The organism is Streptomyces sp. NPDC051214 (assembly GCF_040682375.1).
In the GTDB taxonomy this organism is placed as follows: Bacteria; Actinomycetota; Actinomycetes; order Streptomycetales; family Streptomycetaceae; genus Streptomyces.
In genome coordinates, this window is record NZ_JBFBAT010000002.1 from 370,539 (window position 1) to 396,682 (window position 26,144).

Annotated in this window: 21 protein-coding genes and 1 tRNA gene; 9 read left to right on the plus strand and 13 right to left on the minus strand. The window is 71.4% G+C overall.

Going from position 1 to position 26,144, the window contains the following annotated elements:
* Positions 1-6: 6 nt before the first annotated feature.
* Positions 7-804: a hypothetical protein gene (locus tag AB0M70_RS06090; RefSeq protein WP_365816841.1), complete on the minus strand. Its 798-nt coding sequence runs from the start codon at positions 802-804 to the stop codon at positions 7-9.
* Between the two features lie 187 nt (positions 805-991).
* Positions 992-1,064, minus strand: a tRNA-Arg gene (locus AB0M70_RS06095).
* Between the two features lie 309 nt (positions 1,065-1,373).
* Between AB0M70_RS06095 and AB0M70_RS06100 the strand changes: the two genes are divergently transcribed.
* The 5 genes from AB0M70_RS06100 to AB0M70_RS06120 all read left to right on the plus strand — a co-directional run bounded on the left by AB0M70_RS06100 (position 1,374) and on the right by AB0M70_RS06120 (position 7,932).
* Positions 1,374-3,038 carry a dynamin family protein gene (locus tag AB0M70_RS06100; protein ID WP_365816843.1) on the plus strand — a complete coding sequence of 555 codons (1,665 nt, stop codon included), beginning with the start codon at positions 1,374-1,376 and terminating at the stop codon, positions 3,036-3,038.
* 5 nt (positions 3,039-3,043) lie between these two features.
* Complete coding sequence (locus AB0M70_RS06105; protein WP_365816845.1) at positions 3,044-5,023, plus strand: GTPase; 1,980 nt, start codon at positions 3,044-3,046, stop codon at positions 5,021-5,023.
* 213 nt (positions 5,024-5,236) lie between these two features.
* Positions 5,237-5,704, plus strand: a complete 468-nt coding sequence (locus AB0M70_RS06110) for a single-stranded DNA-binding protein (RefSeq protein WP_365816847.1) — start codon at positions 5,237-5,239, stop codon at positions 5,702-5,704.
* A 405-nt stretch (positions 5,705-6,109) separates the two neighbouring features.
* On the plus strand, positions 6,110-7,483 hold the full coding sequence (locus tag AB0M70_RS06115) for a Cys-Gln thioester bond-forming surface protein (protein ID WP_365816849.1): 1,374 nt from the start codon (positions 6,110-6,112) through the stop codon (positions 7,481-7,483).
* Positions 7,484-7,515: 32 nt separating this feature from the next.
* Entirely contained in the window at positions 7,516-7,932 is a 417-nt protein-coding gene (locus tag AB0M70_RS06120; RefSeq protein WP_365816851.1) for a hypothetical protein, read from the plus strand.
* Here AB0M70_RS06120 and AB0M70_RS06125 read toward each other — a convergent pair.
* Positions 7,929-8,378, minus strand: a complete 450-nt coding sequence (locus AB0M70_RS06125; RefSeq protein WP_365816853.1) for a hypothetical protein — start codon at positions 8,376-8,378, stop codon at positions 7,929-7,931. The two genes, AB0M70_RS06120 and AB0M70_RS06125, sit on opposite strands and share 4 nt — an antisense overlap.
* A 252-nt stretch (positions 8,379-8,630) precedes the next feature.
* Between AB0M70_RS06125 and ettA the strand changes: the two genes are divergently transcribed.
* From ettA to AB0M70_RS06140, 3 genes are read left to right on the plus strand one after another with little or no spacing between them, the layout of a single operon-like run.
* Positions 8,631-10,295 (plus strand): energy-dependent translational throttle protein EttA, encoded by a 1,665-nt coding sequence (gene ettA / locus AB0M70_RS06130; RefSeq protein WP_365816855.1) that lies wholly within the window; start codon positions 8,631-8,633, stop codon positions 10,293-10,295.
* A gap of 5 nt (positions 10,296-10,300) precedes the next feature.
* The gene (locus AB0M70_RS06135) at positions 10,301-10,747 is read left to right on the plus strand and encodes a thioesterase family protein (protein WP_365816857.1); all 447 of its coding nucleotides are present in this window, start codon (positions 10,301-10,303) and stop codon (positions 10,745-10,747) included.
* The gene (locus AB0M70_RS06140) at positions 10,744-11,430 is read left to right on the plus strand and encodes a hypothetical protein (protein WP_365816859.1); all 687 of its coding nucleotides are present in this window, start codon (positions 10,744-10,746) and stop codon (positions 11,428-11,430) included. Before AB0M70_RS06135 ends, AB0M70_RS06140 begins: the two co-directional genes overlap by 4 nt.
* 39 nt (positions 11,431-11,469) lie before the next feature.
* Here AB0M70_RS06140 and AB0M70_RS06145 read toward each other — a convergent pair whose 3' ends face one another.
* Positions 11,470-11,883: a globin gene (locus AB0M70_RS06145; RefSeq protein ID WP_361835995.1), complete on the minus strand. Its 414-nt coding sequence runs from the start codon at positions 11,881-11,883 to the stop codon at positions 11,470-11,472.
* Positions 11,884-12,030: 147 nt separating this feature from the next.
* On the opposite strand from AB0M70_RS06145, the gene AB0M70_RS06150 reads away from it, so the two are divergent.
* Entirely contained in the window at positions 12,031-13,005 is a 975-nt protein-coding gene (locus AB0M70_RS06150; protein WP_365816861.1) for a methyltransferase domain-containing protein, read from the plus strand.
* A 21-nt stretch (positions 13,006-13,026) separates the two neighbouring features.
* On the opposite strand, the gene AB0M70_RS06155 is transcribed toward AB0M70_RS06150, so the two are convergent.
* The 9 genes from AB0M70_RS06155 to AB0M70_RS06195 form a co-directional block, all read right to left on the minus strand.
* A complete protein-coding gene (locus AB0M70_RS06155) occupies positions 13,027-14,277 on the minus strand; it encodes an FHA domain-containing protein (protein WP_365816863.1) in 1,251 nt (416 codons plus the stop codon).
* A gap of 79 nt (positions 14,278-14,356) precedes the next feature.
* Complete coding sequence (locus tag AB0M70_RS06160) at positions 14,357-15,700, minus strand: VWA domain-containing protein (RefSeq protein ID WP_365816865.1); 1,344 nt, start codon at positions 15,698-15,700, stop codon at positions 14,357-14,359.
* Positions 15,701-15,793: 93 nt separating this feature from the next.
* Complete coding sequence (locus AB0M70_RS06165) at positions 15,794-17,149, minus strand: protein phosphatase 2C domain-containing protein (RefSeq protein ID WP_365816867.1); 1,356 nt, start codon at positions 17,147-17,149, stop codon at positions 15,794-15,796.
* Between the two features lie 2 nt (positions 17,150-17,151).
* Positions 17,152-19,746 (minus strand): tetratricopeptide repeat protein, encoded by a 2,595-nt coding sequence (locus AB0M70_RS06170; protein ID WP_365816869.1) that lies wholly within the window; start codon positions 19,744-19,746, stop codon positions 17,152-17,154.
* On the minus strand, positions 19,743-21,062 hold the full coding sequence (locus AB0M70_RS06175) for a hypothetical protein (RefSeq protein ID WP_365816871.1): 1,320 nt from the start codon (positions 21,060-21,062) through the stop codon (positions 19,743-19,745). Before AB0M70_RS06175 ends, AB0M70_RS06170 begins: the two co-directional genes overlap by 4 nt.
* Before the next feature lie 39 nt (positions 21,063-21,101).
* Positions 21,102-22,121, minus strand: a complete 1,020-nt coding sequence (locus tag AB0M70_RS06180) for a glutamate ABC transporter substrate-binding protein (RefSeq protein WP_365816873.1) — start codon at positions 22,119-22,121, stop codon at positions 21,102-21,104.
* A 17-nt stretch (positions 22,122-22,138) separates the two neighbouring features.
* Positions 22,139-23,629 (minus strand): hypothetical protein, encoded by a 1,491-nt coding sequence (locus AB0M70_RS06185; RefSeq protein WP_365816875.1) that lies wholly within the window; start codon positions 23,627-23,629, stop codon positions 22,139-22,141.
* A gap of 269 nt (positions 23,630-23,898) precedes the next feature.
* Positions 23,899-24,888, minus strand: coding sequence for a BadF/BadG/BcrA/BcrD ATPase family protein (locus AB0M70_RS06190; RefSeq protein WP_365816877.1), 990 nt, complete (start codon positions 24,886-24,888; stop codon positions 23,899-23,901).
* Positions 24,879-26,144, minus strand: a complete 1,266-nt coding sequence (locus tag AB0M70_RS06195; protein ID WP_365816879.1) for a 6-phospho-beta-glucosidase — start codon at positions 26,142-26,144, stop codon at positions 24,879-24,881. Before AB0M70_RS06195 ends, AB0M70_RS06190 begins: the two co-directional genes overlap by 10 nt.

Here is a 26,144-nt window from a genome sequence, read left to right on the forward strand (position 1 = left end):
CCCGGGTCAGGCGGGGCGCCGGTTGCCGTCGGAGTCGCAGGGCAGGTCGGCGGCGTCGTGGCGGGCCAGGAAGTCGCGGGTGGCCTGCCGTTCGACCTCGGCGATCGCGGTGGGTTTGACGTCGATGATGCCGCCGAAGGGCCGGTCGACGTCACGGATGATGCACAGCGTGGCCGTCAGGAGCGCGGTGATCACGGTGAGCACGACGATCTGGCCCCGCTTGTTCCTGCGGGGCAGACAGACGGCGAGTGCCACGACGGTGATGGTGAGGGTGGCGAGCAGGAACCAGAAGATGGCACTGGGGATGCTGGCCGTGGCCTGGGTGAGGCGTTCCTCGCGTTCGTCGGACCGCTTGTTGTCGGCGGCGACCAGCATGCCGAAGACGGGCTTGCCCTCCAGGGTGCGGAAGGAGCGGCGGACATCGGTGGACCATGTGCTGGGCGCGGCGGACCCCTTGCCGTCGGCCATGGCGGGCCACTCCTGCTTGCGGACGGCGCGGGCATAGCAGACGGCGTCCGCCTGGATGCGCTGCAGTTCGCCGGCGGGCGCGTACTCGGCGATCTCGGTGAGCTGGTCGAGCGCACGGGCCTCGCCGCGGGCGGCGACCTCGGCCTTCCCGTAGGAGCCGGAAGCGGTGACCAGCACGAAGGCCAGCAGGAGGACGGTCAGCGTCAGCAACGGCCCGACAAGATCCTTGACGGCCATCCCGGCATCGTCATCACCCATCAACCGAGGCCGCAACCACCGATTGGCAGCCAGCCCCGCGAGCAGGGCCAGCACGGCGACGGTGATGACGAGAAGCACGGCAACCTCCAGATCAAAAGCGAGGCCCCCAGCTCCGAGAAACCCCGCATGATCATGAACCGCCCACACACCCCACAAAGCCGCGAAACGCCCCCACCCGCCGCCACGCCTCCGAACGAGCGAACAACTTCCCCCGACCAGCAAAAAGGCCCTCCCAAGGGGAGGGCCGAACAGGACTCACATGAAGCGCCCCCGGCAGGACTCGAACCTGCGGCCAAGCGCTTAGAAGGCGCCTGCTCTATCCACTGAGCTACGGGGGCCGGATGGTGGCCGGTGGCCTGGAGCCCGGGTGAAGGGACGAGCCGTGACCTTGCCGGGGACAAGGATAGGGCTCCCGGGTCCTTGTCCCTGGTGCTTCGCCTCCGCGGCACTATGTGGAGGTTCAGTGAAGCGGTCCTGATAATCGCAGGCAGGTGCGAATCTCGCACCGCTTTTGGCGTCTCACGCCCCGGGTGTTGTGCACTCGTTATGCCTGCGCCCCAGTCGCCCCTTCCATCCCATGTGTCCGATCGGCGCGCAGGGGTGCCCATATGCTTCAGAAAGCCGCCAAAATTGGGCATTCTTCGCATGTGGTGACCTTGGACGTACGGCCTCAACTGCTCGACGCACTCTCCGCCCTGCGCGAGCGTGTCGCCGCCGCACGCTTTCCGCTCCCCTTGGCGGGGGCGCCACGCGCGCGTGCCAACCGGGTCGAGCTCCTTGCCCAGCTCGACGACTATCTGGTGCCCCGCCTGCGGGCCCCCGAAGCGCCCCTGCTCGCCGTGATCGGGGGTTCCACCGGGGCGGGCAAGTCCACCCTGGTGAACTCCCTCGTCGGGCGGCAGGTCAGCGAGGCGGGGGTGCTGCGGCCGACGACCCGCACCCCGGTACTCGTATGCCATCCGGAGGATCAGCACTGGTTCGCCGGCATGCGCGTACTGCCCGACCTCACGCGCGTGTGGGTGCCGCGTCCGGAGCCTTCGGCCGGCCGGGACGAGGACGACGACGGCAACGACGACCTGCTGCCGCTCGCGCCCGACGGCGAGCGCGCGCTGCGCATCGAGACCGCGGAGACCCTGCCCCAGGGGCTCGCGCTCCTGGACGCCCCCGACGTGGACTCCCTCATCTCCGACAACCGGATCCTCGCCGCCGAACTGATCTCCGCGGCCGACGTCTGGGTCATGGTGACCACCGCGTCCCGGTACGCGGACGCCGTGCCCTGGCACCTGCTGCGTACCGCCAAGGAGCACGACGCGACCCTCGTCACCGTCCTCGACCGGGTCCCGCACCAGCTGGTGGCAGAGGTGTCGCGGCAGTACGGGGCGCTGCTGCTCAAGGCGGGCCTCGGCGACGTACCGCGCTTCACCGTTCCCGAGCTGCCCGAGTCCACGGGCGGCGGCGGGCTGCTCCCCGCCACCGCCGTCGCGCCGCTACGGGCCTGGCTCACCCACCGCTCCCAGGAACCCACGGCCCGCGCGGAGGCCATCGCGCGCACGGCCCACGGCGTCATCCAGTCCCTCAACGTGCGGGTCCCGGAGCTCGCGGGCGCCGTCGCCACCCAGTACGCGGCCGCACTACGGCTCACCTCAGCCGTCGACGAGGCCTACGGACACGAGCACGCGCGCGTGCGGGAGCGTTTGCAGGCGGGCGCCGTCCTCGCGGGCGACGCCCTGAAGCGGTGGCGCAGCTATCCGCTGGACTGCGGCGCGGGCGAACTCCTCGACGCCGTCGCCGAGAGCCTGGAGGCGCTGCTGCTCTGCGCCGTGACCGCCGCCGACGAGCGGATCGACGAGGCGTGGCGGCGTGAGCCGGGCGCCGCGGCACCCGAGCTCGGCGGCCGCGACCGGTCCGTCCAGAACGGCGAGAGCGCCGAGAGCGCCGAGCACCGCATCGGGATGGCCGTACGACGCTGGCGACGCATCCTGGAGGAGTACGCGGAGGACGAGGTCCGCCAGCTCGACCGGATCGAGAAGAACCTCATGCCCGACCCCGAGATGGTGGCCGCCCTGCTCGCCACGGCCCTGCTCGGCGGGGACCGCGGACGCTCGGCGGGAGAGACGCTCGCCGAGCGGATCGGCGCCCAAGGAGCGCTCCGGCTGCGGGACCGCGGCGGACGCCTGCTCACCACCTACCTGGACAACGTCCTGGACGCGGAGCGCGAACGGCGCCTCGCCCCCCTCGACAGCCTCGACGTGAACCCCGAACCCCAGGCCGACCTGATCGCCGCGCTGTCCGTACTGCAGAAGGAGAGGTGACCGCGGTGACTGCCGTCACTGATCACACCGAGCACGAGCGCGACGAGCCCCCCGAGGAGCCGACGCCGACGGACCACGGAGGCGCCGCCGGGGAGGCCCGCGGTGACTCCGAAGTCGTCTGGGACGACGGGCTGATCGCGCGGCGCGGCGGAGCCACGCGCAAGGGCTCCGCGCAGGGGGCGGCGGGCGGCGCCGACGCGTACGCCTCCGCGGAAACCAGGTCCGCGGCATCCTCCGGCGCGCCTTCCCTTCCGCCTTCCGTTGCGCCATCCGGTGCTCATTCCGGTACGTCGTCCGAAACTTCCGCCGGAACGTCGACCAGTACGGCATCCGGTACGTCGTCCAGTACGTCGTCCGGCGTTTCGACCGCCTACGAAGGGCCCCTGCGCGCCCGGCTCGACGCCCTGCGGGAACTCGTGGGGCTCTCCCGCACCCGGCTGGACAGCGCCACGCTCGCCGAGGCGGGCAGGGTCCTGGACGAGGCCGCGGCCCGGCGCAGGCTCTCCGGCCGGCACACCGTCGTCGCCATCGCGGGCGCCACGGGGAGCGGCAAATCGACGCTCTTCAACGCCCTGGCCGGCGTGACGATCTCGGACACGGGCGTCCGCAGGCCCACCACGGCGGCCCCCATCGGGTGCAGCTGGACGGATGGCGCGGCCGGGCTCCTCGACCGGCTCGGCATCCCGGGGCGGCTGCGCAGGCGCCCGCTCCAGGGACCGGACCTGAACACCCTGGAGGGGCTCGTACTGATCGACCTGCCCGACCACGACTCGGCGGTCGGGGAGCACCGCGCGCACGTGGACCGCATCCTCACGCTCGTCGACGCGGTCATCTGGGTCGTCGACCCCGAGAAGTACGCCGACGCGATGCTCCATGAGCGCTACCTGCGGCCCATGGCCGGGCACGCCGAGGTCATGTTCGTGGTGCTCAACCAGGTGGACCGCCTTCCGGGCGACGCCGCCGACCAGGTGCTCGACGACCTGCGACGGCTGCTCGACGAGGACGGCGTCGCACTCGGCGAACACGGCGAACCCGGCGCCACCGTGCTCGCCCTGTCCGCGCTGACCGGCGACGGGGTCGACGAACTCCGGGAGACCCTCGGCCAGTTCACCAAGGAGCGAGGCGCCGCCGCCCGGCGGATCGCGGCCGACCTGGACGCCACCGCCGACCAGCTCTGGCCCGTGTACGCGGCCGGGGCCGGAGCCACGTCGCACGGCGGCCGGGGTCGCACGTGGATCGGGCTCAGCGAGGAGGCGCGCGAGGAGTTCGCCGACCGGCTCGCGGACGCGGTGGGCGCGGCCGCGGCCGGGCAGGCCGCGGAACGGGCCTGGCGGCGCAACGCGGGCAAGGCGTGCGGGACGCCGTGGCTGCGGCTGTGGCGCTGGTACGAGGCCCAGCGCTCGCCGCGTGGCATCGGCTGGCCCGTGGCGCAGGCGCCCGCGGACGAGGAGGCCACAGCCCGCCAGCGCGTCGAGCAGGCGGTGCGCACGGTGGCCGACGAGGCCGCCTGGGGGCTGCCGCAGCCCTGGGGGCAGGCGGTGCGGGAGGCCGCGGTGCGTGGCTCGGACGGGCTGCCCGAGGCACTCGACGAGCTGACGGCATCGGCCGGGGTGCCGGAGGGGAAGCCGCCGCGGCCCGGATGGTGGCCGGTCGCGGTCTTCGCCCAAGCGGCGATGACGCTGCTCCAAGTCGTGGGCGGGCTCTGGCTGGTGGCGCAGATCATCGGGATCGCCGTGCCGAACCTGGGCGTGCCGGTGCTGCTGATGCTGGTCGGCATCGTGGGTGGCCCCTGCGTGGAGTGGGCGAGCCGGATGGCGGCACGGGGGCCTGCGCGGCGCTATGGCCTGGACGCGGAACGGCGGTTGCGGGAGGCGGCCGCCGGGTGCGGGCGCGCGAGGGTCCTGGATCCGGTGGCGGCGGAGCTGCTGCGGTATCTGGAGGTACGGGAGCAGTACGTGCGGGTGACGGGGGCGGCGGTCGGCTGAGTCCTGTCCCAACGCCCTCTCTCGCCGACCCGCTCCTCGCCGCCCCCCCGGCCGACCCCCTCGTACGGGTGAGGGGGTTTTCCACAACTGCCCGGTAGACCACAGGGCTCAGCGGGGCCGGCCCGATCGGTCCACTCTGAGATCGAAGCCGCGGGAGCGATCACCGCGGCGGCGGAAGCGGAGTGGGACGAGTGGACGAGGGAGGGGTTCGACATGAACGAGACCTTGGTGACGGTGGTGGGGAACGTGGCGACGACGCCGGTGTTCCGGGAGCTGCCCTCCGGGCCGGTGGCGCGGTTCCGGCTCGCGGTGACGGCGCGGTACTACGACGCGGGGCGCAACGTCTGGGCGGACGGCCACACCAACTTCTTCACGGTGTGGGCGAGGCGAGCGCTCGGCGCGAACGTGCAGGGGTCGCTGACGATCGGCGAACCCGTCATCGTGCAGGGCAAGTTGAGGGTGCGCGACGAGGAGCGGGGAGGTCAGCACTGGACGTCGGCGGACATCGACGCGACGACCGTCGGCCACGATCTCTCGCGCGGGACGGCGGCTTTCCGGCGTGTGATGAAGGCCAATGCGGCGCTGACGGATCCGGCGACGGCGCGAGAGCGGGTGCCCGGTCATGAGCCGGAGCCCAGCCCTGACCCCGAGCCGGTGCCTGAGCCGGAGCCGGTCGGGTGATGAACCGTCAGAGGGAGGGCGACCGATGTGCGGCTTATCGGCGAATGGGTGCCGGTGATTTGTCGATAAGCCCAGTTCTGAAAGGTTGTTGGCGATAACGATTCCGAGTCGGATCGGTTATCGAACGGTAGGACGGGGGACCGTGGTGTGCCGCGTCCCTAGGATGCCGAAGGTAGCTCACGGGGCAGTTGGTAGTGGATGCCACGCAGGTGGCAGGTGATTCTGCCCCTTCAATCTGCTGGCGGGACCACCCCCCTCGACGTGAACGGGTCCCGTCCGGAGGGGAATTCTGTGTCTTTTGCACGTTCAGTGGTTTCCGCGTTCTCGGCGTTCCCGGCGTCCTCGGTGTTCTCGGTGCTCTCTGCCCCGTCCCGGGGGAGACGGGGCGCCGCGCGCCTCGCCGCGGTGACGCTGGCGTCCGGGGCCCTCGCGGCCGGCGCGATAGCCACCGCGGGTTCCGCCGCCGCGGAAGAGGTTCCGCAGCACCAGGGCGGAGCCGTCGCGACGCTGGGCGGGCTCCAGACGTACGGCCAGGCCGTCATCCGTGAGAACGGGACGGACCAGCAGGTGCCCGCCGGGCTCTTCGAGATGTCCGTCGACGGCGGCGGCACCCTGCAGACGTACTGCGTCGACATCCAGAACCCCACGCAGAAGGACGCGAAGTACCAGGAGACCCCCTGGAGCGGCACTTCGCTGAACAGCAACGAGGACGCGGGCAGGATCCGCTGGATCCTGCAGCACTCCTACCCGCAGGTGAACGACCTCGCGGCGCTGGCCCAGAAGGCGGGCGCGCGGACGCTCACCGAACAGGAGGCGGCCGCCGGCACCCAGGTGGCGATCTGGCGCTACTCGGACGGCGCCGAGGTGGACGCGGTCGACCCGGAGGCCGAGAAGCTCGCGGACTACCTCTACAAGAGCGCCCGCCGTGCGGCCGAGCCCAGGGCCTCGCTGACCCTCGACCCGCCCGCGGTCTCCGGACGCGCGGGGGAGCGAATCGGTCCGGTCACCGTGCGGACGGACGCGGACGCCGTGTCCGTGACCCCGCCCGCCGACGCGGCGACGAGCGGGGTGAAGATCGTCGGCAGGAACGGCAAGCCGGTCACCTCCGCGGCCAACGGCAGCCGGCTGTTCTTCGACATCCCCGAGGACGCCCCCGACGGCTCGGCGGCACTCGCCGTGCAGGCGTCGACCACGATCCCGGTCGGCCGGGCCTTCGCCTCCGAGAGCCGGAGCCAGACGCAGATCCTCGCGGGCTCCAGCGAATCCACGGTCTCCGCCACGGCGAGCGCGACCTGGGCCAAGAAGGGCGCGATACCGGCGCTGTCCGCCGAGAAGAACTGCGCCAAGAGCGGCGTGGACATCACGGCGAGCAACAAGGGCGACCAGCCGTTCACCTTCCGCCTCATGGGCCTCAAGCACACCATCGAGGCCGGCACCTCGCGGACGGTGACGATCCCGCTGCAGGAGGACCAGGCCTACGACTTCACGATCAAGGGCCCGAACGGCTACGAGAAGCGCTTCAAGGGCGTACTCGACTGCCGTACGGAGGCCAGCGCGATCGGCAACAAGACGGAACCGATGTCCGTCCCGAGCCCCGCGTCGGCAGGCGGCACCAGCACGGGCGGCGGCGACCTCGCGGAAACAGGCGGCTCAAGCGCGACCCCGATGATCGCCGGAATAGCGGTCCTGATGGTCGTACTGGGCGCGGCAGCAATGTTCCTCCTCCGCAAAAAGCCAACCCCCACCACCACGGACACGGAGCAGTCGCCCGAGGACTGAGCAGGAACACGGACTGTCGCTAGGCTCCGCACGTGAGTGAAGACTCCCTGCGCATGGCGAACTTCCGTGTCCACGTCGTGCCTGCGGTGCTGGCTCTGGCCAATCCGCCATGGCAGCGGGACGTGTGGCTCGACCCGTCGAAGTTCGAAAATCTGGACCACGTCTTTCACGCGCTCTTCGACGACTTCTGCGATGCCGACGAACCCGAGCGGTACCTCGGCACCAGCCTCAGGACTCAGGAAGAGGTCACTCTCATGAGAGAGCTCGGCGCCGCGCTGAACGCCGCCACGGCCGAGGCACCGAACGACACCGATGAGGAGTACCTCGGGGCATCCGTCTGGCCGGAGGTCGTGGCAGCGGCCGGCCGCCTCGCCCAGGTCATGGTCGCGAACGACCTCGCAGAACTCGTCGCCTCACAGCAAGCCGCCGATCGGGCCCAGTGGCCCTAACGCAGGGAGGCCAGGTCGGCTCGCATGCCGTTGCTGAGTGCCTTTCGCGCTTCGTTGAAAGCGTCCTCGACCGGCTGTAGCTCGGCGTCGCCGCCGTTTGCCCTGTCGATGACGGCGTCTCTGTAGGCGGTCAGTCGTCTGATGGCCTGGTATGACAGCTCGCCTATCTCCGGTGGTCCCACCAGGGAGACCTGATGCCGGACCGGGTGGACCTGGAAGTCCCGGAGGGAGTCCCGCGCCAAAGCGACGCGCTCGTCTCTGGGCAGCTCGTGCCACCGGCTCGCATGCCATATCTGCTCGCGCGCGGAGAGGAGAGCGGCGAGGTAGTCGGCGTAAAGGGCCGTGCGGCGGTCTCTCTCATGCCGTTGCTCGTCTCGCTTCCAGCGGCTTCGCTCCACGGTCCAGCCGGAAGCGACGGCGATGCCTCCACCGATCAGCGCGCTCACGGGAGCAGCCCAGTCCACCCGGCGACCGTATCTGTCGCAGCCACGCTTGTAGAGGGGCCCGCTGGGCCGGCCCTGGTCCGTGCGACGTTGCCCAGCAGCGACCGGCGATGACGGTCAGTGGCAGGTCAACTACCCAAGCAGCCGGAGAACGTCCAGGTCATGGCCCTCCAGCCATACTGGTTTCCCCCGGTAGGTGGCTGTCAGGCAAGATGGGGTGTATCTGCCCACTCACTGATTGCCGGACGGTTTCTCTTGGCTGAGTACATCTACACCATGCGCAAGACGCGCAAGGCGCACGGCGACAAGGTGATTCTCGATGACGTCACCTTGAGCTTCCTCCCTGGCGCGAAGATCGGTGTCGTGGGCCCCAACGGCGCCGGTAAGTCCACGGTGCTGAAGATCATGGCCGGGCTTGAGCAGCCGTCCAACGGTGACGCCTTCCTCTCGCCCGGTTACAGCGTCGGCATCCTCATGCAGGAGCCGCAGCTCGACGAGAGCAAGACCGTCCTGGAGAACGTCCAGGACGGCGCCGCCGAGATCATGGGCAAGCTCAAGCGCTTCAACGAGGTCGCCGAGCTCATGGCGACCGACTACTCCGACGCGCTCATGGAAGAGATGGGCAAGCTCCAGGAGGACCTGGACCACGCCAACGCGTGGGACCTCGACGCCCAGCTCGAGCAGGCGATGGACGCGCTCGGCTGCCCGCCCGGCGACTGGCCCGTCACCACCCTCTCCGGTGGTGAGAAGCGCCGCGTCGCGCTCTGCAAGCTCCTCATCGAGGCGCCCGACCTGCTGCTCCTCGACGAGCCCACCAACCACCTCGACGCCGAGTCGGTGAACTGGCTGGAGCAGCACCTGTCGAAGTACGCGGGCGCCGTCGTCGCCGTCACTCACGACCGGTACTTCCTCGACAACGTCGCCGAGTGGATCCTCGAGCTCGACCGTGGCCGCGCCCACCCCTACGAGGGCAACTACTCCACCTACCTGGAGAAGAAGCAGACCCGTCTCAAGGTCGAGGGCCGCAAGGACGAGAAGCGCGCCAAGCGCCTCAAGGAAGAGCTCGAGTGGGTGCGGTCCAACGCCAAGGGGCGTCAGGCCAAGTCCAAGGCGCGTCTGGCGCGCTACGAGGAGATGGCCGCCGAGGCGGACAAGATGCGGAAGCTGGACTTCGAGGAGATCCAGATCCCGCCGGGCCCGCGACTCGGGTCGATCGTCGTCGAGGTCGAGCATCTGTCCAAGGCCTTTGGCGACAAGGTGCTTGTCGATGACCTGAGCTTCTCGCTGCCGCGCAACGGCATCGTCGGCATCATCGGTCCCAACGGCGCGGGCAAGACCACGCTGTTCAAGATGATCCAGGGCCTCGAGGAGCCGGACTCCGGCACCATCAAGATCGGTGACACGGTCAAGGTCAGCTACGTCGACCAGGGCCGCGCCAACATCGACCCGAAGAAGACCCTCTGGGCCGTCGTCAGCGATGAGCTCGACTACATCAATGTCGGGCAGGTGGAGATGCCTTCGCGCGCGTATGTTTCCGCCTTCGGCTTCAAGGGTCCGGACCAGCAGAAGCCGGCCGGAGTGCTCTCCGGTGGTGAGCGCAACCGCCTCAACCTGGCGCTGACCCTCAAGGAGGGCGGCAACCTGCTCCTCCTCGACGAGCCGACGAACGACCTCGACGTCGAGACCCTGTCGTCGCTCGAGAACGCGCTGCTCGAGTTCCCCGGTGCGGCCGTGGTCATCTCCCACGACCGGTGGTTCCTCGACCGAGTCGCCACCCACATCCTCGCCTACGAGGGTGACTCCAAGTGGTACTGGTTCGAGGGCAACTTCGAGTCGTACGAGAAGAACAAGGTCGAGCGCCTCGGCGCGGACGCGACCCGTCCGCACCGTGCCACCTACAAGAAGCTCACCCGAGGCTGAGCACCATGAGTCGGCATATCTACAGCTGCCCCCTCCGGTGGTCGGACATGGACGCCTTCGGGCACGTCAACAACGTCGTCTTCCTGCGGTACTTGGAAGAGGCGCGGATCGACTTCATGTTCCGGCTCGCACCGGGGGACGGCAGCCCGTCGTTCTCGGGCGGGTCCGTCGTGGCCCGCCATGAGATCGACTACGTACGGCCGTTGGTCCACCGGCATGCGCCGGTGACCATCGAGTCGTGGGTGACGAAGATAGGCGCGGCATCGCTCTCCATCTCGTACGAGGTCAAGGACCCCGATCAGGTGTACGTGCGGGCCTCGACGATCGTCGTCCCGTTCAACCTGGAGCAGCAGCGGCCGCGGCGGATCACCGCCGAGGAGAAGGCCGTTCTGCTGACCTACATGGATGACGACGGCGATGTCGCCGGAGGCTCGGAGGCGCTCGTCGCATGACGGCGCAGCTGCACGTGGCCGACGCCGGGGAGGCGGGGGATCTCGCCGCCTTCCTGGCCCGGCTCATCCACTACGACAAGGCCGCCGCGGTCCGTCTCCAGGCGGCCGGCGACACGCTCGCCGTGTTCGGCCGCCCGCCGTCGTTCGAGGTGCTCGCCATCCGTACGGCGCGCCTCGCCAAGCCGTACGAGCACGGGCTGGACTCCTCCCTCGACGTCACCGTCTCCGCCGGTGAACTCCTGGAATCCGTGGGGGAGTCGGCGGATTCCGTCGATTCGGCCGGAGTGGTCGGCGTTCCGCAGGCCGTGACCGGGCCGCCGTGGGCCGGAGTTCTGCCGCCGCGCGGCGGCTGGCAGCCCGAGCGCGGCCTTCCGCAAGCGGACGCGGTGCGGGGCCTCGTGGCGGCCGCGGTCGCCGAATTCAAGGCGCGGGTCGAGGAGTTGCCGCAGGAGCGGCGGGTCCGGGCCGAGCTCGATCAGCTGGGACGGGAGATCTGGTCCCGGACCATCGGGGACACGGGACTGCCCGTGCGGGCCGCGCATGCCGCGCAGGCCCTGGGGTTCCTGCGGGGGGACACGCTCGACCTGCTGTCCTCCGGACCGTGGCTGCGCCTGCGCACGAACTACGGGTCGATCGCCGTGCGCCGGTCCGGTGTCGGCGGCCTCTCGGTGACGCCGGCCTAGGGTCCGTCACCGGGTCACCGAAAGGCGAGCCGAGAGCCGTCAGCCCTCGGAGTTCACCATGGACGCCGCCGCGTACGTCAGGTAGTTCCACAGCGTCCGCTCATGCTCCTCGGAGAGCTTCAGCTCCTCGACGGCGGCACGCATGTGCTTCAGCCAGGCGTCGTGCGCGGCCCTGTCGACGGTGAACGGGGCGTGGCGCATCCGCAGCCGGGGGTGGCCGCGGTTGTCGCTGTACGTGCGGGGGCCGCCCCAGTACTGCATCAGGAACAGCGCGAGGCGCTCCTCGGCAGGGCCCAGGTCCTCCTCGGGGTACATCGGTCGCAGCAGCGGGTCCTCCGCGACCCCCTGGTAGAAGAAGTGCACCAGGCGCCGGAAGGTCTCCTCGCCGCCGACCTGTTCATAGAAGGTCTGCTCCTGAAGCGTGCCGCGCGGGATCTCTATCACACCGTCCATGGTCTCAGACGGGACGACCGAGGACGGAAGACTTAGGACCGCCGGCCACCAGAGCGCGATCATCGGCCTCCGGACCGGGACCGCCGGCCTCCGGATCGGTACGTCCCGCCGCTCGCATCGCCGCCCATCCCGCAGCACAGTGGCTGTATGGGACCCACAGTCGACCCGCTCATCGCCGCCGAGGCCAAAGCCGCCCTGGTGCGCGAGATCGAAGCCGGCGGCGCCTGGGCGCGGGACCCCGGACTGCGCGCGGCCTTCGAACAGGTCCCGCGGCACCTTTTCGTGCCGTACTACTACGTCACGTCGTCGGGCGGCGGACACGAACGGCTCTGGGGCGAGGACCCCGACCCCGCACGCCGGGCACGCTGGCTGCGCGGCGCCTACGCGGACGTCCCGCTCGCCACCCGCGTACGCGACGGAGAGCTCCTCTCGTCCAGCAGCCAGCCCTCCCTGATGGCGAAGATGCTGGACGAGCTGGATCTGCGGGACGGGGACTGCGACGTCCTGGAGATCGGAGCGGGCACCGGCTACAACGCGGCCCTGCTCGCCCACCGGGTCGGCCAGGAGCACGTCACCACCGTCGACCTGGACCCGGAGATCACCGAGTCCGCGCGGCGGCATCTGACGGCCGCCGGGTACCACCCGGCCGTGGTCACCGGAGACGGGACCGCGGGGTGCCCCGAGCGGGCTCCGTACGACCGGATCATCGCGACCTGCACCCTGGCCTCGCTGCCGAGGCCCTGGCTGGCCCAGTGCCGCCCCGGCGCCCGCATCCTGGCCCCGCTGGCCACCGGCCTGATCGCCCTCACGGTGCGGGACGCCGAGCACGCGGAGGGGCGCTTCCTGCACACCCCCGCCTACTTCGTGCCGCTGCGGGGCGGCGGCAGAAGGGCCCCGCACGAGCAGCACCTCGGGGGGCTGCCGCGCAGGGCCCTGCAGAACGAGCTCTTCCGCTTCTTGCTGGAACTGACCGCGGGCAGCCTCGACCCGTACGAGGCCCTCGCCCTGTGGCAGCGCGAGGACCGGCCGGTGCGCGAGCGGTTCGGGGTCACCGTCAGCGGGCCGCACGAGTGGGCCTGGCTTGACGACCCCGAAGGGCCGTACGCCTGGCCCCTCGCGTGAGAAGGCCCTGAACGGACGCTCCTAGCTGTGCCGGATCGTGATCGTGGTCCAGGCGCCCACGTGCACCCGGTCACCGTCCTGGAGCGGTACCGGGACGAACGGCTGGATGGGCTCCTCGCCGTTGTTGACCGTGGTGCCGTTGGTCGAGTTCTGGTCGACGACCGCCCAGCTGCCGTCCGGCTGCTGGACCAGGACCGCGTGCTGGTGCGAGACGCCCGGGTCCTCCGGCGGCACCGACAGGTCGATGTCCGGGGTGTCGCCGGTGGAGTGCCGGCGGCGGCCGATGGTGATCTGGTTGCCGGCCAGCGGGCGCTGCTGCTCGGGCGAGTACGCGGGCAGGTTCAGGCCCGACGCCTCGGGGCCGCTGCGGTGCATCATCGCCATGAAGTACTCGCGGTCCGGGCCGATCGTCGCCGACCAGGAGACCGTGCCGGTGCTGGGCCCTGGCACCGCCTGATAGCCGGGAGGGCCCTGCGGCGCCTGCGTCTGCTGAGGCTGCTGCCCCTGCTGCTGATGGCCCCACTCGCCCTGCTCGGGAGCCTGCGGAGCGCCCTGTCCCGGAGCGCCCGGACCCGGAGCGGACGACGACGGCGGCGGGAGCACCCAGTCGTCGTTGCCGCCGCCGAAGGACGGGCCGCCGGGACCCGGGCCGGGAGGCGGCGGAGTCCCCGTCTCCTGCGGGAAGGCGGGCGGAGCCGGCGGACCCTGCTGCTGGAACGACTGCGGGGGCCGGCCCGACGGGTCGCCGCCGTAGGGCGGCGGAGGCGCCTGACCGGACGGGTTGCCGTTGCCGAACGGCGGGATCGGCTCGGCGGGCCGGTTCATCTGCGAGGGCCGCGAGCCCTGGTAGCCGAACGGGTCCTGACCGGGCTGGGTGCCGTGGGGCTGGCGGCCGGGCGGCTGCTGGAACTGCTGGGCCGGGTTCGGCGTCGGCGGATGCGGGGCGGCCGGGGTGTACGAGGTGGCCGTGTTCGTCAGGAAGTTCCAGCGGCACTCCTCGCAGAACGGCGCGTTCGCCTCGCGGGGCGTGCGGCACTGCGGGCAGAGCTCGGGCTCGGCGGCCTGGTCCGGCACGGCCGACAGGTGCGGCTGGCCCGGGGCCTGCTGGGGGTATCCGTATCCGCCGTCCTGGCCTTGCCCCGGCGGCGGGTAGCCGTAACCGGGAGCGGCCGGGGGCGGCGGGGGCGGGGGCACGGCACCGGCCATGCGGTGACCGCAGACCTCGCACCAGTCGTCGGAACCCGACTGGTGTCCGTTCGGGCAGGTCGGCATGTCGGCGCTTCCCCCTCTCCTTCTCCGGCCCAGCGGGCCGTACGTGCTGCTGTGGGGCTGATCATGGGTACGGGTGCTGCTACTTCTTCACGCGAACAGTCTTCGTCGACCGTGTCTCGAGAGTCATCTCATCGGCCTCGGCGACCCTCGCCTTCAATCGAACAGTACCTGCCACGGCATCGACCACGTCGACCACCTTCGAAAGCAGCTTCGCGGTGTCCTCGTTGCCCGAGGCGCTGGCGAGCTGCACGGCACGGCCCAGTTTGGCCGTGGCTCCGTCCATATCTCCCGACTTGCGCGCATCGAGGCCCTGCTGGATCACCTGGGCCAGTTCCGCCTGGCCGGTGTAGTGCGCCACCTGCGGGTTGATGGACGTCGATGCGGCCATGTCGTCCGTCCACACGGCCCGCACCAGGCCCTGCGAGAGCGTCTGGGCGCTGCCGTCCGGCTGCGGCACGATCAGCGAGACGCGGGCCGCGAGCATCTCCTGGCCGAGCTCGGCGTTCGGCACCTCCACGCAGACGTGGTAATCGCGGGACTCGTCGCCCCAGGACCCGGTGGGATAGTCGCCGGCGCGCGGCCCCGCCTCCGTGCGGCGGTCGGTCAACTCCTCGACCGTGGGCGCCACTTGCTTGACGAACTTGATCTCCGCGCCCAGCGGCGTCCACACCCGCAGGCTGACGTCGGCGACCTCCTTGCCCATCGCCGCCTCCATCATCTGCGTGAAGTCGGCGGCCAGGCCCGAGGGGTCGGCGACGATGTCGGCGGTGCCGAGGAGGGCGGACGCGATGCCCGTGACCTCTTTCACCTCCCAGTCGGTGCCGACACCGCGGGCGTCGCAGGTGAAGCGGCCCGCGCAGGCGTCGAGAGAGGCCCGCAGGTCCTCGGGTGACTCGTGTTCGTTGCGGCCGTCCGTCAGCACGATCCCGTGCCGTATCGAGACGTCGGCCGAGGCGAGCAGCCGGTCGGCCAGGCGCAGCCAGGTGCCGATCGCCGTGCCGCCGCCCGCGCTGAGCTTGCGCAGCGCCTGCTTGGCCTGCTCCCGGGTGGTGGCGTCAGCGACCGCGAGGCGGCCGTTGCCCGGATAGACCTCCTTGGCGACATGGGTGCCGCCGATCACCGCGAAGTGGACTCCGTCACGTACGGCGTCGATGGCGGCGGCCGTGGCGTCGCGGGCGCCGCGCATCTTCGTCGGCGGGTAGTCCATCGAGCCCGAACAGTCGACCATGATCGCCACGGCCGCGTCCGGGGTCTGCCCCGCCGAGTAGAGGTGCGGGGCGCTCACCGCGGCCCCCACCGTGCCCCCGCCCGTCGAGGTGACCGTGGCGATCGCGTTGACCTCGCGGCCGCCCTCCGGGAGGTACTCGTTCTGATAGACGTCGACCGAGAACTGCGGCACGTTCGACTTCGAGAAATTGGCCATGGATCTCTGCTCCCCCTAGACGTTCCCACCGGCTTCCCCAAGCCGGTGGGTGACAAGTGCGCGTGGCCGGCGCCCCGTTGCCGGGGGCCTTCACTAGGCGGATCCTGCCCCTTGCGGCACGACACGGAACGGCAGAATCGCCACTGTTACGTTGTCGTGGCCCCCGCCGTCCAGTGCGTGGCCGACCAGGACCTGGGCGCTGTGCAGCGGGCGCTGGGCGGAGTCGACGGGCACGGCCCGCGCCATGTCCTCCACCGCTTCCGCGTAGTTCCAGAGCCCGTCGGTGCATACGACCACTACACCCGCACGGTCCGGCTTGAAGGAAGCGGTGTGCGGCTCCAGTTCGTACGCGTCGGCGCCGAGCCACCCCGTGATGGCGTGCGCGCGCTCGTCCGCGTACGCCTCCGCCTCGTTCATCAGACCCGCCGCCACCATCTGCGCGGCCCACGAGTCGTCCTCGGTGAGGCGGGCCGTCGGGCCGGTGCGGTCGTCGGGCACCCAGTAGGCACGGCTGTCACCGACCCAGCCGACGACCAGCAGACCACCGGCGACGATCGAGCCGACGAGGGTGCACGCGGGGGCGTTCTGGTGCGGGGAGTGCTCCCTGGCCTGAGTGGGCTCGGCGGCAAGGGCGTTGACGGCGTCGGACGCCGCGAGGATCGCGTCGTGCATGGCCTGCTGCGGGTGCGTGCCGAGCGGCAGCGCGGCGAGCAGCGATTCGTTCGCCGCGCGGGAGGCGGCGAGCGAGGCCTCGTCGGGGCGGGTCGCGGACGAGACACCGTCGCAGACGATCGCGACGACGGCGGGGGATCCGTCCGGCAGCGCGGTCGAGGAGATGGCGAACGCGTCCTCGTTGCGGTGGTGGCGAAGACCCCGGTCGCTGACCGCGGCGACCGCGTCGAGTTCCTGCTCCATGTGGTCGCGCTCGCGCGGCTGTGCGTGCCCGCAGTTCTCGCAGTAGCCGTCCGGGTCCACGCGGCCCGAACGGCACGCCACGCAGAGCTTGGTGCCCGCGGGCGGCGTGGGGTCGGGCAGGGCCGTGCGGGGGTCGGCGGGCTCGGGCTCCGGCTGGGCGCCGGGGGCCGGCAGGGGGTACTCGTCCGGCTCGGCGGGGCGGGCCGCGGGGGCGTCCGTCCGTACCTCCCCCGCGTTCGGGGAGAGTTCGCCGCCCGACGACTCGGTGACCGGCAGGTCGGTGGGCAGGTGCGCGGGCACCGGCATGTCGGAGCTGTCCACGTCCGGGGCGACGGGCCACTGCGACGACGCGCCGGGGGACGGCGCCGGCGACGCGCCGTTCATCGCCACGGTGGGGCGGTCGTCGGACCCGGCCGGCTGCGCCGACAGGTCGTAACCGCACGCGCCGCAGAACAGGTCACCCGCTTCCAGCGGTTCTTCGCAGCCGGGGCACGTGGAACCTGCCCCGGCAGTCTGCTGGTGCATCTGCGACATCTTCACACCCACGTCCGAGGGCGGAAACGGTTGGCCCGCTCCACCAGTTCGATCCTTTCCTCGCCACCCTGTGCGAGCCGGGCAAGCGTGCGGTACGAGCGCTCCAGGCCGAACCGGAGGCCGCGCTCGTCCAGGTCGCTGCCGAGCAGCACGGTCCGCGAGCCGCCTGCCGGTGCAGCGGGTGCTGCCGGCGGGGCGGAAGCGTGACCAGGGTGCCTACCGGAGAGTACCCAGTCCAGCGCGGTGCCGAGGACCTCGGTGGAGAGCCGCTCGCGGCGCACCGCGTCGAGGCCGAAGCCCGCGAGGGCCTCCACCTGGCCCGCCGCGGCCGTCAGGTCGTCGAGGAAAAGCGCGCCGGGTGACGGCGCGGTGTCCAACGTCATACGGTGCCGCAGCCTCGCCCGCACGGCCGCGACGCGGGCCGCGGTGTAGTGGATCGAGGCTTCGGGCACCGACTCCAGGGTGTGCACGGCACCGCGCCGGTCGCCCGCGGCCAGCTGCACCCGGGCCAGGCCGAACGCCGCGCTGACATAGCTCGGGTCGGTGGCCCACACGAGGCGGTAGTACTCGGCGGCGTTGTCCAGTTGCTCCAGGACCTCCGCGCAGACGCCGAGGGCCAGCTTGGGGGCGGGCTCGCCGGGGAACGCGTCGTACACCGCGTCGAAGGACAGGGCCGCGCTCTCGTGGTCGCCGGTGGCCAGCGAGGCGACGCCTCGGTACCAGACCACCCGCCAGTCGTCCGGGTGCTGTATCTCCAGCTCCGTCAACGCCTGTGCGGCGGGCTCCGGTTCTCCCATGGCGAGGCGGGCGCGCAGCCCGCGCAGCCGCAGCTCCACCGAGTCGGTGGGCGCGGCCCGCAGCGCGGTGATCAGCTCGGCGGGCGCGGAGGCCATGAGCCCGGCGAGGAACCCTGCGTTCGGGTCGTCCGGGTCGACGCGCGGCACCGGCAGGGCGAGCGCCGTCGCGGGGGCGTCGAGGGACCGCACGATCCGGGCCGGCGGTGCGGCGGGCGGCACGGGCGGCGCGGTGATCGCCGGGGTGCCGTTGGCCGTGCCCTGGCCGTTGCCCGCCGTCAGCTCCGCGCGCCCCTTGCGCCGCCCCAGGGGCAGCACACGCGCGCCGAAGTGCGAGACGTCGCCGCTCAGTTCGGCGAACAGTTCCGTGTCCGTGACCTTCACCTCGGGCCCGAACAGCGTGGAGAGCGCGGGGCGCGGCCGCCCCGTCTGGATCGCCACGACCTCCCTGAGGACGCCGGTGAGCTGCTCCGCCATCTCCTGCGCCGAGGCGAACCTGCGGGCCGGGTCCGGGTCGGTGGCGCGCACGAGGAGACGGTAGAACGACTCGTACGTACGGAAGACCTCGATGTTGTCGGGGTCCGGCAGGGAGTCCACGAAGACGTTCGTGTAGCCCTGGAAGTCGAAGGTGAGTACGGCCAGGGTGCGCGCCACGGTGTAGAGGTCGGAGGCCACCGACGGGCCGAGATCGGCGACTTCGGGGCCCTGATAGCCGACCGTGCCGTAGATCGCCGACTCTTCGTCGTCCATGCGGCGGACCGCGCCCATGTCGATCAGCTTGAGCTGGTCCTCGGTCTGGATGGCGTTGTCGACCTTGAAGTCGCAGTACAGGAGATTGCGGCTGTGCAGATGGCCGAGGGCCTCGAGGGCCTCGATGCCGAACGCGCACGCCTGCTCCACGGGCAGCGGGTCGCGCTTGCCCTGCGCCGTACGGCGTTCGTTGGCGATCTCCTTGAGGGACTTGCCGCCGACGTACTCCATGACGATGTAGCCGTCCATGGAGCCCGTGCGCTGGTCGAGGTGCTCGACGAAGTTGTAGATGCGGACGATGTTGCTGTGCTCGATCTCGGCGAGGAAGCGGCGCTCGGAGATCGCGGCGGCCATCGCGTCCTGGTCACCCGTGTCGAGCAGGCCCTTGAGGACCACCCAGCGGTCGGAGACCGCGCGGTCGACGGCGAGATAGACCCAACCGAGGCCGCCGTGCGCCAGACACCCCACGACCTCGTACTGACCGTGCACGATGTCGCCGGGGTTCAGCTTCGGCACGAACGAGTACGGGTGGCCGCACTTGGTGCAGAACCCCTCGGTGCGCCCTGGCCGGTCACCGCGCGCGCGGCCCACCGGCGCCCCGCAGTCGGAACGCGAGCAGAAGCGCTTGCGCTCGGGAACCTCGGGGTTCTTCTGCACCGCCTGGCGCGGGTCGGGGCGCGGCACCTCGGGCACGAGGACCAGGCCCACGCCGAGCCTGCTGCGGGCGGACGTGCCGGCGGAGGGCCCTGAGCTGCGTACGGAGACCGAGCGGGACGTGGTGCTGCCGGAGAGGGAGCGCGAGAGCCGCCCCGACACCGATCTGCGCGAGGACTGGGAGCGCGACGAGCGGGACGAGGCACGCGAACTCGACCGGGAGCTGCTGCTGCCCGACCCCTTCCCGCCGCCGGTGATGCCGGTCGGGGGAGAGGACACCAGGCCGGTCGGGGAGACGACCGGGGCCAGGCCGCAGGTGTCGCAGTACAGCTCGCCGCCGCCCACGTCCTCGTACGACCCCGTGCATCCGGGTCGCTGGCACTTCTGCTGCTCACTCATGCTTCCCCCCTCCGGTCGGTGGGACCGCCCTGTTGCGGGACCCTCGATGCAAGGACTTCGGCCGCCGCCTGCTGATAACGAAGCACCGCCTGTTCGGCGACGCGCAGATCGCAGGGCGCGCTCCACAGCATCCGGCGCGCCGCGTCGTACCGTTCGACCAGAAGCGGGTCCTCCGCGTGGCCCAGGCGGGAGACCTTGGCCTTGTAGGCGTCCAGGCGGCCGCGCAGCTCCGCGCGGACCGCGAGGGGCTGGGTGACGGCCGTCAACGACTCACGGGCGCGCATGAGTTCGTCCTCGGCCTTCTCCTCGAGTGACTCCAGGAGCGGGGAGAGCCGGTGCCACTGGGCGTGCCTGCGGTAGTCGGACGCCATCGCGAGCTGCTCCTGCAGCGCGGTCGAAGGGCCGCTGACGGCGGGCACCTCGGACGCGGCGATCTTCGCGAGGACCTCGCCGCGCGCCGAGCGTGCCTCGGCCAGGGTGCGGTCCGCGCGCGAGAGCACGTCACGCAGCCTGCCGAGCCGCAGCTCGGCGTCCTGCCGGACGGTGAGCACCGCGTCGATCTCGCGGCGTACGTCCTCCAGGGCGCGGGCCTCGCGGTCGTACCGCTCGGTGTGCGGACGGCCGCCGCCGGGAGCCGAACTGCCCTTCGCGGGCTGCCAGAAGGCCAGCGGGTCGGACACCACCTGCTCGCGCAGGAGCGTCAGCTCCGACGTGATCCGCTCCAGGTCGTCGCCCGCCGGGTGCTCACCCGGGCGTACTCCCACGGAGTGGGCGAGCCGGCGGGTGCGGTGCAGCTCGGCGGCCAGGAGGTCGATCCGGGCGGGCAGCGCGGACCAGACCGCGTCGGCGGCGACGACCATGTCGAGCGAGTGCGCGTACAGGTCGTTCATCCGGGAGACGAGGTCGATGAGCGTGAAGCGCTCGGTGAGCTTGGCCGGTCCGGTGATCGAGGCCGACGGCGCGGGGGCGGCGCCGCCGGCGACGGTGACGCTCTCACCGCGCAGCAGCTCGGTCAGCTCCACCAGATCGTCCCGGTTGGGCCAGCGTCTGCGGGCCCGCACCTCGTGCGCGGCGCGCAGGGCGGCGGCGTACGCGTCGAAGTACGCCCAGAGCAGGGTGATCTGTTGTTCGGTGGACTGCCAGCGCTCCTGTGTGGTGCCGGTGAGAGCGGCGCCTTCGAGGAGGCGGCGGCCCGCGTGATCCTGGAGGGCGAGCAGCGAGGTCTCGATCGCCTCGTGCTCTGCGTCGAGGCGCGCCAGCGCACGGTCCACCTCGTCCCGGTCCATCACCGGACCGGGGGGTCCCGCGACGCTCATCGATCACCTCTCCGCTCTGCGTTGCCGTACATGTCGGGATCAGTCGCTGTACTTCGGTGCGGGCGGGCCCGCCGATTCGCCGAGGCCCGCCTTCAGCCACTTGTCGTACGACTTCTGCCAGCCGTTCTTGTCGTCGTCGCGGTAGTCCTCGAGGACTTGGTTGACCCGTCGCACCAGGTCGTCCCCGCCGTTCTCCGGCTTCTTCATCGCCACGCCGTAGTACTCGGTGTTGAGCGGTGCGTCGCCCTTGAGTTCGACCGTGGGGTCCTGCGCGGCCTGGCTCGCGGCGAGCGCGCTGTCGGTGACGACCGCGTCCACCTCACCCAGCTGAAGCCTTACCAGGCAGTCGAGTTGGTTCGGCACCGTCGTACCGATGTCGGCATCCAGGCCCTTCTTCTTGAGCTCCTCCAGCTGGGTGAGTGCCGTGGAACCCTTCGCGGAGCAGACCTTCTTGCCGTCGAGGGAGTCGTCGAACCCGGTGATGTCCGAGGACTTGGGGGCGAGGACCTGCTGCCCCGTCTTGAAGTAGGCGGTGGAGAACGTGACGTCCTCCTCCCGCTCGCAGGTGATGGTCATGGTCCGTACGACCATGTCGACCTGGCCGCTCTGTATGGCCTTCACGCGCTGGTTGGTGGGGATGGCGCGGAAGAGGACGGCGTCGCGGTCACCGAGGATCTCCTCGGCGATCTTGTGCGCGAGGTCGATGTCGAAGCCTTCGAGCGTGCCCGACTTCTTGTTCGGGTCGCGATAGCCCCAGCGGTAGCTGTTCTGGTCGACGCCGACGATGAGCTTCTTCACGTCGCGTTTGCGGATGGCCTCGATCGTCGGGCCGTCCTTGTCGTCCGGCGAGAGGCTCTCCTCCGGGGTCTTGCACTCCTCGGCGCGCGCGGGTGCGGCCGCCGACGAGCCGTGGGCGGCCCGGCTCTCGTCCTTGCCCGAACCGGCCGAACCGCCGGCCTCCGGCAGCACGAGCACGAGGGAGCCCGTGAGCGCGCAGGCCACCGCCATGGCGGCAGCTCCGCCCCAGCCGCGCATCCTCGCCAGTCCTCGCGTACGCATCGTCCGCTCGCCCCCTCTCACCTGTACTCCGACAGCCTGCGCCCGACGCCGAGCACGGCGCCCGCCGCGGCGAGGACGGCGAGCACGGCGGCGCCCACCGGGAGCCCGCTCATCGCTCCCTTGCCGTCCTTCGCGGCCTGCTGGAACTCGGCCCGCTCGTGCGTCAGCGCCGCTTCGAGTGCCTCGTCGACGTTGTCGAAGCACTCACCGGTGGGCTCGTCCTTCTTGTCGCCGACGACCTTGGCGAGCGCGCCCTTGTAGTCACCCGCGTCGTCGCTGTCCCGCGCGGTCTTGTGCCGGTCCTTCCAGACCGAGACGTTCTTCGCGGCTTCCTTGACGGGGTTCTCGCCCGCGGCGTTGTCGGCGACGGCCACGGCCTTGCCGAGCAGACCGCTGTCGGCGCTGCCGAGCTGCTTCATCTGCGCCTGGTAGGCGACGTCGAACTTGTCCTTGATCTCCTTCTCCGCGCCCACCTCGACGGTCTCCGCGCCCCGGCTGACCAGCGTGAGGTTCTCGTTGCTGCGGGCCTTGAGGGAGCTGATCCGGGCGTCGTTCAGGACGTTCAGGGACTGCACGCCGTGGTCGTACGAGTCGTTGAGGCCCGAGCGCGCGAAGGTGTGACCGGCGACGAGCCAGAGGAGGACCACCGTGGCCGCGGCGGTCGCGGCGACCAGGCCGTGGTTGAACACGCGGTTCGTGCGGTGGTAGTTGCGTCGCTGGGCCCAGACAAGGGCGCCGAGCGCGAGCAGGCCGAGCGCGATGGCGAACCAGGGGTACGGCTTCGCGTCGTCGTAGTCCTTGCTCAGCCGCTGCTTCTCCGCGGTGTAGAGCTGCTCGGCGGCCGGGAGCATCTCGGTCTGCATCTTGTCGTTCGCGTACCGCAGATAGGCGCCGCCGAGCGGCAGGCCCTGGCGGTTGCTCGCGCGGGCACGCTCGATCAGCCCGGTGTACTCGGGGAGCAGCTTGTTCAGCTTGCTGACCGAGGCGGCGGACGACGAGCCCGAGCCCGCGTTCGACGCGGCGTTCGCCAGCTTCTCGGAGGCCCGCTCGATGTCGGCCTTGTACCGGTCGCGCACCTCAGCCGGCTCCTGACCGCCCGCCAGGAAGCCGCTGGAGGCGGCCGTGTTGGCGTCGGCGAGGGAGCGGTAGATGGCGGCGGCGTCGTCGCTCAGCGGCTGGCTGCGGTTCAGGACGCTGTCCGCGGCGGCCGACCGGTCGGACATCTGCCAGGTGGTGATCGCGCCGAACGCCACGACGAGCAGGGCGAGGAGGGCGCCGATGATCCGCAGCTTGCCCGGTTCCGTCGTCGCCGCCGCGCGCAGCCGGTCCCGGCCCTCGACCCACGCGGGCCTGCGGGGCGCGGCGCCCGGCACGGCCTGTGCGGACGGCGCGGGGTCCGGCCCTGCCTGCGGCGGGACGACGGGCATCGTCGGCGCGGCCTGTCCCGGCGGCGCGGCGCTGCCGTTCGGCGGGTATGTCACCTCGACCTCGACCTCCCCCTTGGTCATCGGACGTCCACTTCCGCCCGGAGTGCGCGGTGCGGGAAGAAGTGCACGGCGGCAAGTATCGCCGCAGGGACCGACATCCGCACAGGTCTTGACTGGATCTTGTTCTGATCACCGCGTCGGTAGACCTGTCCGGATCATGCGAACCCTGTCCGGATCAAGCGAAGATCGCACACCACCCCTGCCCTTGAATACGCGATTCGGTGCGGATCGGTTCCCTGCGGGGCCGACGAACTCCGGGCGGCGGGGGACAGAGGGGCCCGGACGGCCCCTCAGGAAGCCCCCGTCTCGTAGTGCTCCCGCACGCGCGCGTGCACCTCCGTGGGTGCCCCCACCTGGTCGAGGCCGAGCAGTGCCGCGCCGAGCACGGGGCGGGCGACGACCACCCTGGCCACCGCCTTGGGCGCCCGGTCGGCCAGCAACGCCCGGACACGGTCGTCCAGTTGCGGGTGGCGTGCGGCGAGGACGCTGCCGCCGAGGAGCACCGGGGTCTCCTCGCCGAGCAGGTCGAGGCGTTCCAGGGCCACCGTCGACATGGCGACGACCTCGTCGGCCATCCGGTCCACCAGGGCGCGCGCCACCGGGTCGCCGGCCGCCGCGGTCGCGAAGAGCACCGGCGTCAGCTCGTGCCGCCGTACGGGGGCGATGGAGCCCAGGTGGAGGGCCTCGATCAGCGCGTACATGGAGGGCAGGCCGAAGTGCGCGGGCAGCGTCTCGCGCAGCGCGGTCGGCTCGCCGCGGCCGTCCTCGGCCCGCGCCGCGTGCCAGAGCGCCTCCTCGGCCAGGCCGCCACCGCCGCCCCAGTCGCCGGAGATCCGGCCGATGGCGGGGAAGCGTGCCGTGCGGCCGTCGGGCAGCATGCCCACGCAGTTGATGCCGGCCCCGCACACCACGGCGACGCCGCGCGGCTCGGCGTCCTCCAGGAGGCCGGCCCGCAGGATGGCGAAGGTGTCGTTGCGCACGTCGACGGAAGGGCCCCACGCGCGGCGGCGCAGGGCCGCCGCCAACTCCCGCTCCTCCACGGGGAGGTCGGCGTTGGCCAGGCAGGCGGACACATGTCCCACGGAGGCTGTGCCCGCCTCGGCCAGGGCCCGCGTCACCGCCTCCTCCAGGATGTCCACCGCGGCCTCGACGCCGACCTGGGGTGGCTGGAACCCGCCGCCGCGGGCCGCGCCGACGACGGTGCCGTCGGCCGCGACCACCGCGACGTCGGTCTTGCTGTTGCCCGCGTCGATCGCGAGCACGCTCATGCCTACGCCCACGCCAGGTGCTCCCGGTTGTGCGCGATGAGGCGGTCGGTGAGCTGCTCCGCGTACGCGTACTGGCCGACCAGCGGGTGGGCGAGCAGAGCCTTGAACACGCGGTCGCGGCCGCCGTGCAGCGCGGCCTGCAGCGCCAGGTCCTCGTAGCCGGTGACGTGGGCGATGAGCCCCGCGTACAGCGGGTCGAGCCTCGGCACCGCAAGGGGCTTGGCGCCCGCGCCGTCGACGGTGGCCTGCACCTCGATCACGGCGTCGTCCGGCAGGAACGGCAGCGTGCCGTTGTTGACGGTGTTCACCACCTGGTACGGGCTGCCGCCGTTGCCCAGCAGCGACGCCGCCAGGTCCACGGCCGCCTCCGAGTAGAAGGCGCCGCCGCGCTTGGCGAGCAGCTCCGGCTTCTCGTCGAGCGTCGGGTCGCCGTACATCTTCAGCAGCTCCCGCTCCATCTCGGCCACTTCGGCGGCGCGCGACGGCTTGGTCCTCAGCTCCTCCACCACGGCGTCGTGCTGGTAGAAGTAGCGCAGGTAGTACGAGGGCACGACGCCGAGCCGGTCGACGATCTCGCGCGGCATGCGCAGGTCGGCGGCGACCGCGTCACCGTGTTCGGCGAGCAGCTTGGGCAGGATGTCCGCGCCGCCGGGGCCTCCGAGACGTACGCCGGTCTCCCACGTCAGGTGGTTGAGGCCCACGTGATCGAGGTGCACCTCGCTCGGGGCGACGTCGAGCAGCTTCGCGAACTTGCGCTGGAAGCCGATCGCCACGTTGCACAGGCCGACCGCCTTGTGCCCGGCCTGGAGCAGCGCCCGCGTCACGATGCCGACGGGGTTGGTGAAGTCGATGATCCAGGCGTCCGGGTTGGTGCGGCGTACGCGCTCGGCGATGTCGAGGACGACCGGGACCGTGCGCAGGGCCTTCGCCAGACCGCCCGCTCCGGTGGTCTCCTGGCCGACGCAGCCGCACTCCAGGGGCCATGTCTCGTCCTGGTTGCGGGCGGCCTGTCCGCCGACGCGCAGCTGGAGCAGGACCGCGTCGGCGTCCGCGACGCCCGCGTCCACGTCGGACGTGGTGACGATGCGGCCGGGGTGCCCCTGCTTGGCGAAGATGCGCCGTGCCAGGCCCCCGACGAGTTCGAGGCGGTCCGCCGCGGGGTCGACGAGGACGAGCTCCTCGATCGGCAGGGTGTCCCTCAACCGTGCGAATCCGTCGATGAGTTCGGGTGTGTAGGTCGACCCTCCGCCGACCACTGCGAGCTTCAT

What these genes read in the sequence shown, in the direction of transcription:
- AB0M70_RS06150 (WP_365816861.1), top strand. Translation starts at nt 12,031, where the DNA reads ATGGGACCCACAGTCGACCCGCTCATCGCCGCCGAGGCCAAAGCCGCC.
- AB0M70_RS06185 (WP_365816875.1), bottom strand. Translation starts at nt 23,629, where the DNA reads ATGACCAAGGGGGAGGTCGAGGTCGAGGTGACATACCCGCCGAACGGC.
- AB0M70_RS06155 (WP_365816863.1), bottom strand. Translation starts at nt 14,277, where the DNA reads ATGCCGACCTGCCCGAACGGACACCAGTCGGGTTCCGACGACTGGTGC.
- AB0M70_RS06195 (WP_365816879.1), bottom strand. Translation starts at nt 26,144, where the DNA reads ATGAAGCTCGCAGTGGTCGGCGGAGGGTCGACCTACACACCCGAACTC.
- AB0M70_RS06140 (WP_365816859.1), top strand. Translation starts at nt 10,744, where the DNA reads ATGACGGCGCAGCTGCACGTGGCCGACGCCGGGGAGGCGGGGGATCTC.
- AB0M70_RS06110 (WP_365816847.1), top strand. Translation starts at nt 5,237, where the DNA reads ATGAACGAGACCTTGGTGACGGTGGTGGGGAACGTGGCGACGACGCCG.
- AB0M70_RS06175 (WP_365816871.1), bottom strand. Translation starts at nt 21,062, where the DNA reads ATGAGCGTCGCGGGACCCCCCGGTCCGGTGATGGACCGGGACGAGGTG.
- AB0M70_RS06170 (WP_365816869.1), bottom strand. Translation starts at nt 19,746, where the DNA reads ATGAGTGAGCAGCAGAAGTGCCAGCGACCCGGATGCACGGGGTCGTAC.
- AB0M70_RS06160 (WP_365816865.1), bottom strand. Translation starts at nt 15,700, where the DNA reads ATGGCCAATTTCTCGAAGTCGAACGTGCCGCAGTTCTCGGTCGACGTC.
- AB0M70_RS06165 (WP_365816867.1), bottom strand. Translation starts at nt 17,149, where the DNA reads ATGTCGCAGATGCACCAGCAGACTGCCGGGGCAGGTTCCACGTGCCCC.
- AB0M70_RS06180 (WP_365816873.1), bottom strand. Translation starts at nt 22,121, where the DNA reads ATGCGTACGCGAGGACTGGCGAGGATGCGCGGCTGGGGCGGAGCTGCC.
- AB0M70_RS06135 (WP_365816857.1), top strand. Translation starts at nt 10,301, where the DNA reads ATGAGTCGGCATATCTACAGCTGCCCCCTCCGGTGGTCGGACATGGAC.
- AB0M70_RS06145 (WP_361835995.1), bottom strand. Translation starts at nt 11,883, where the DNA reads ATGGACGGTGTGATAGAGATCCCGCGCGGCACGCTTCAGGAGCAGACC.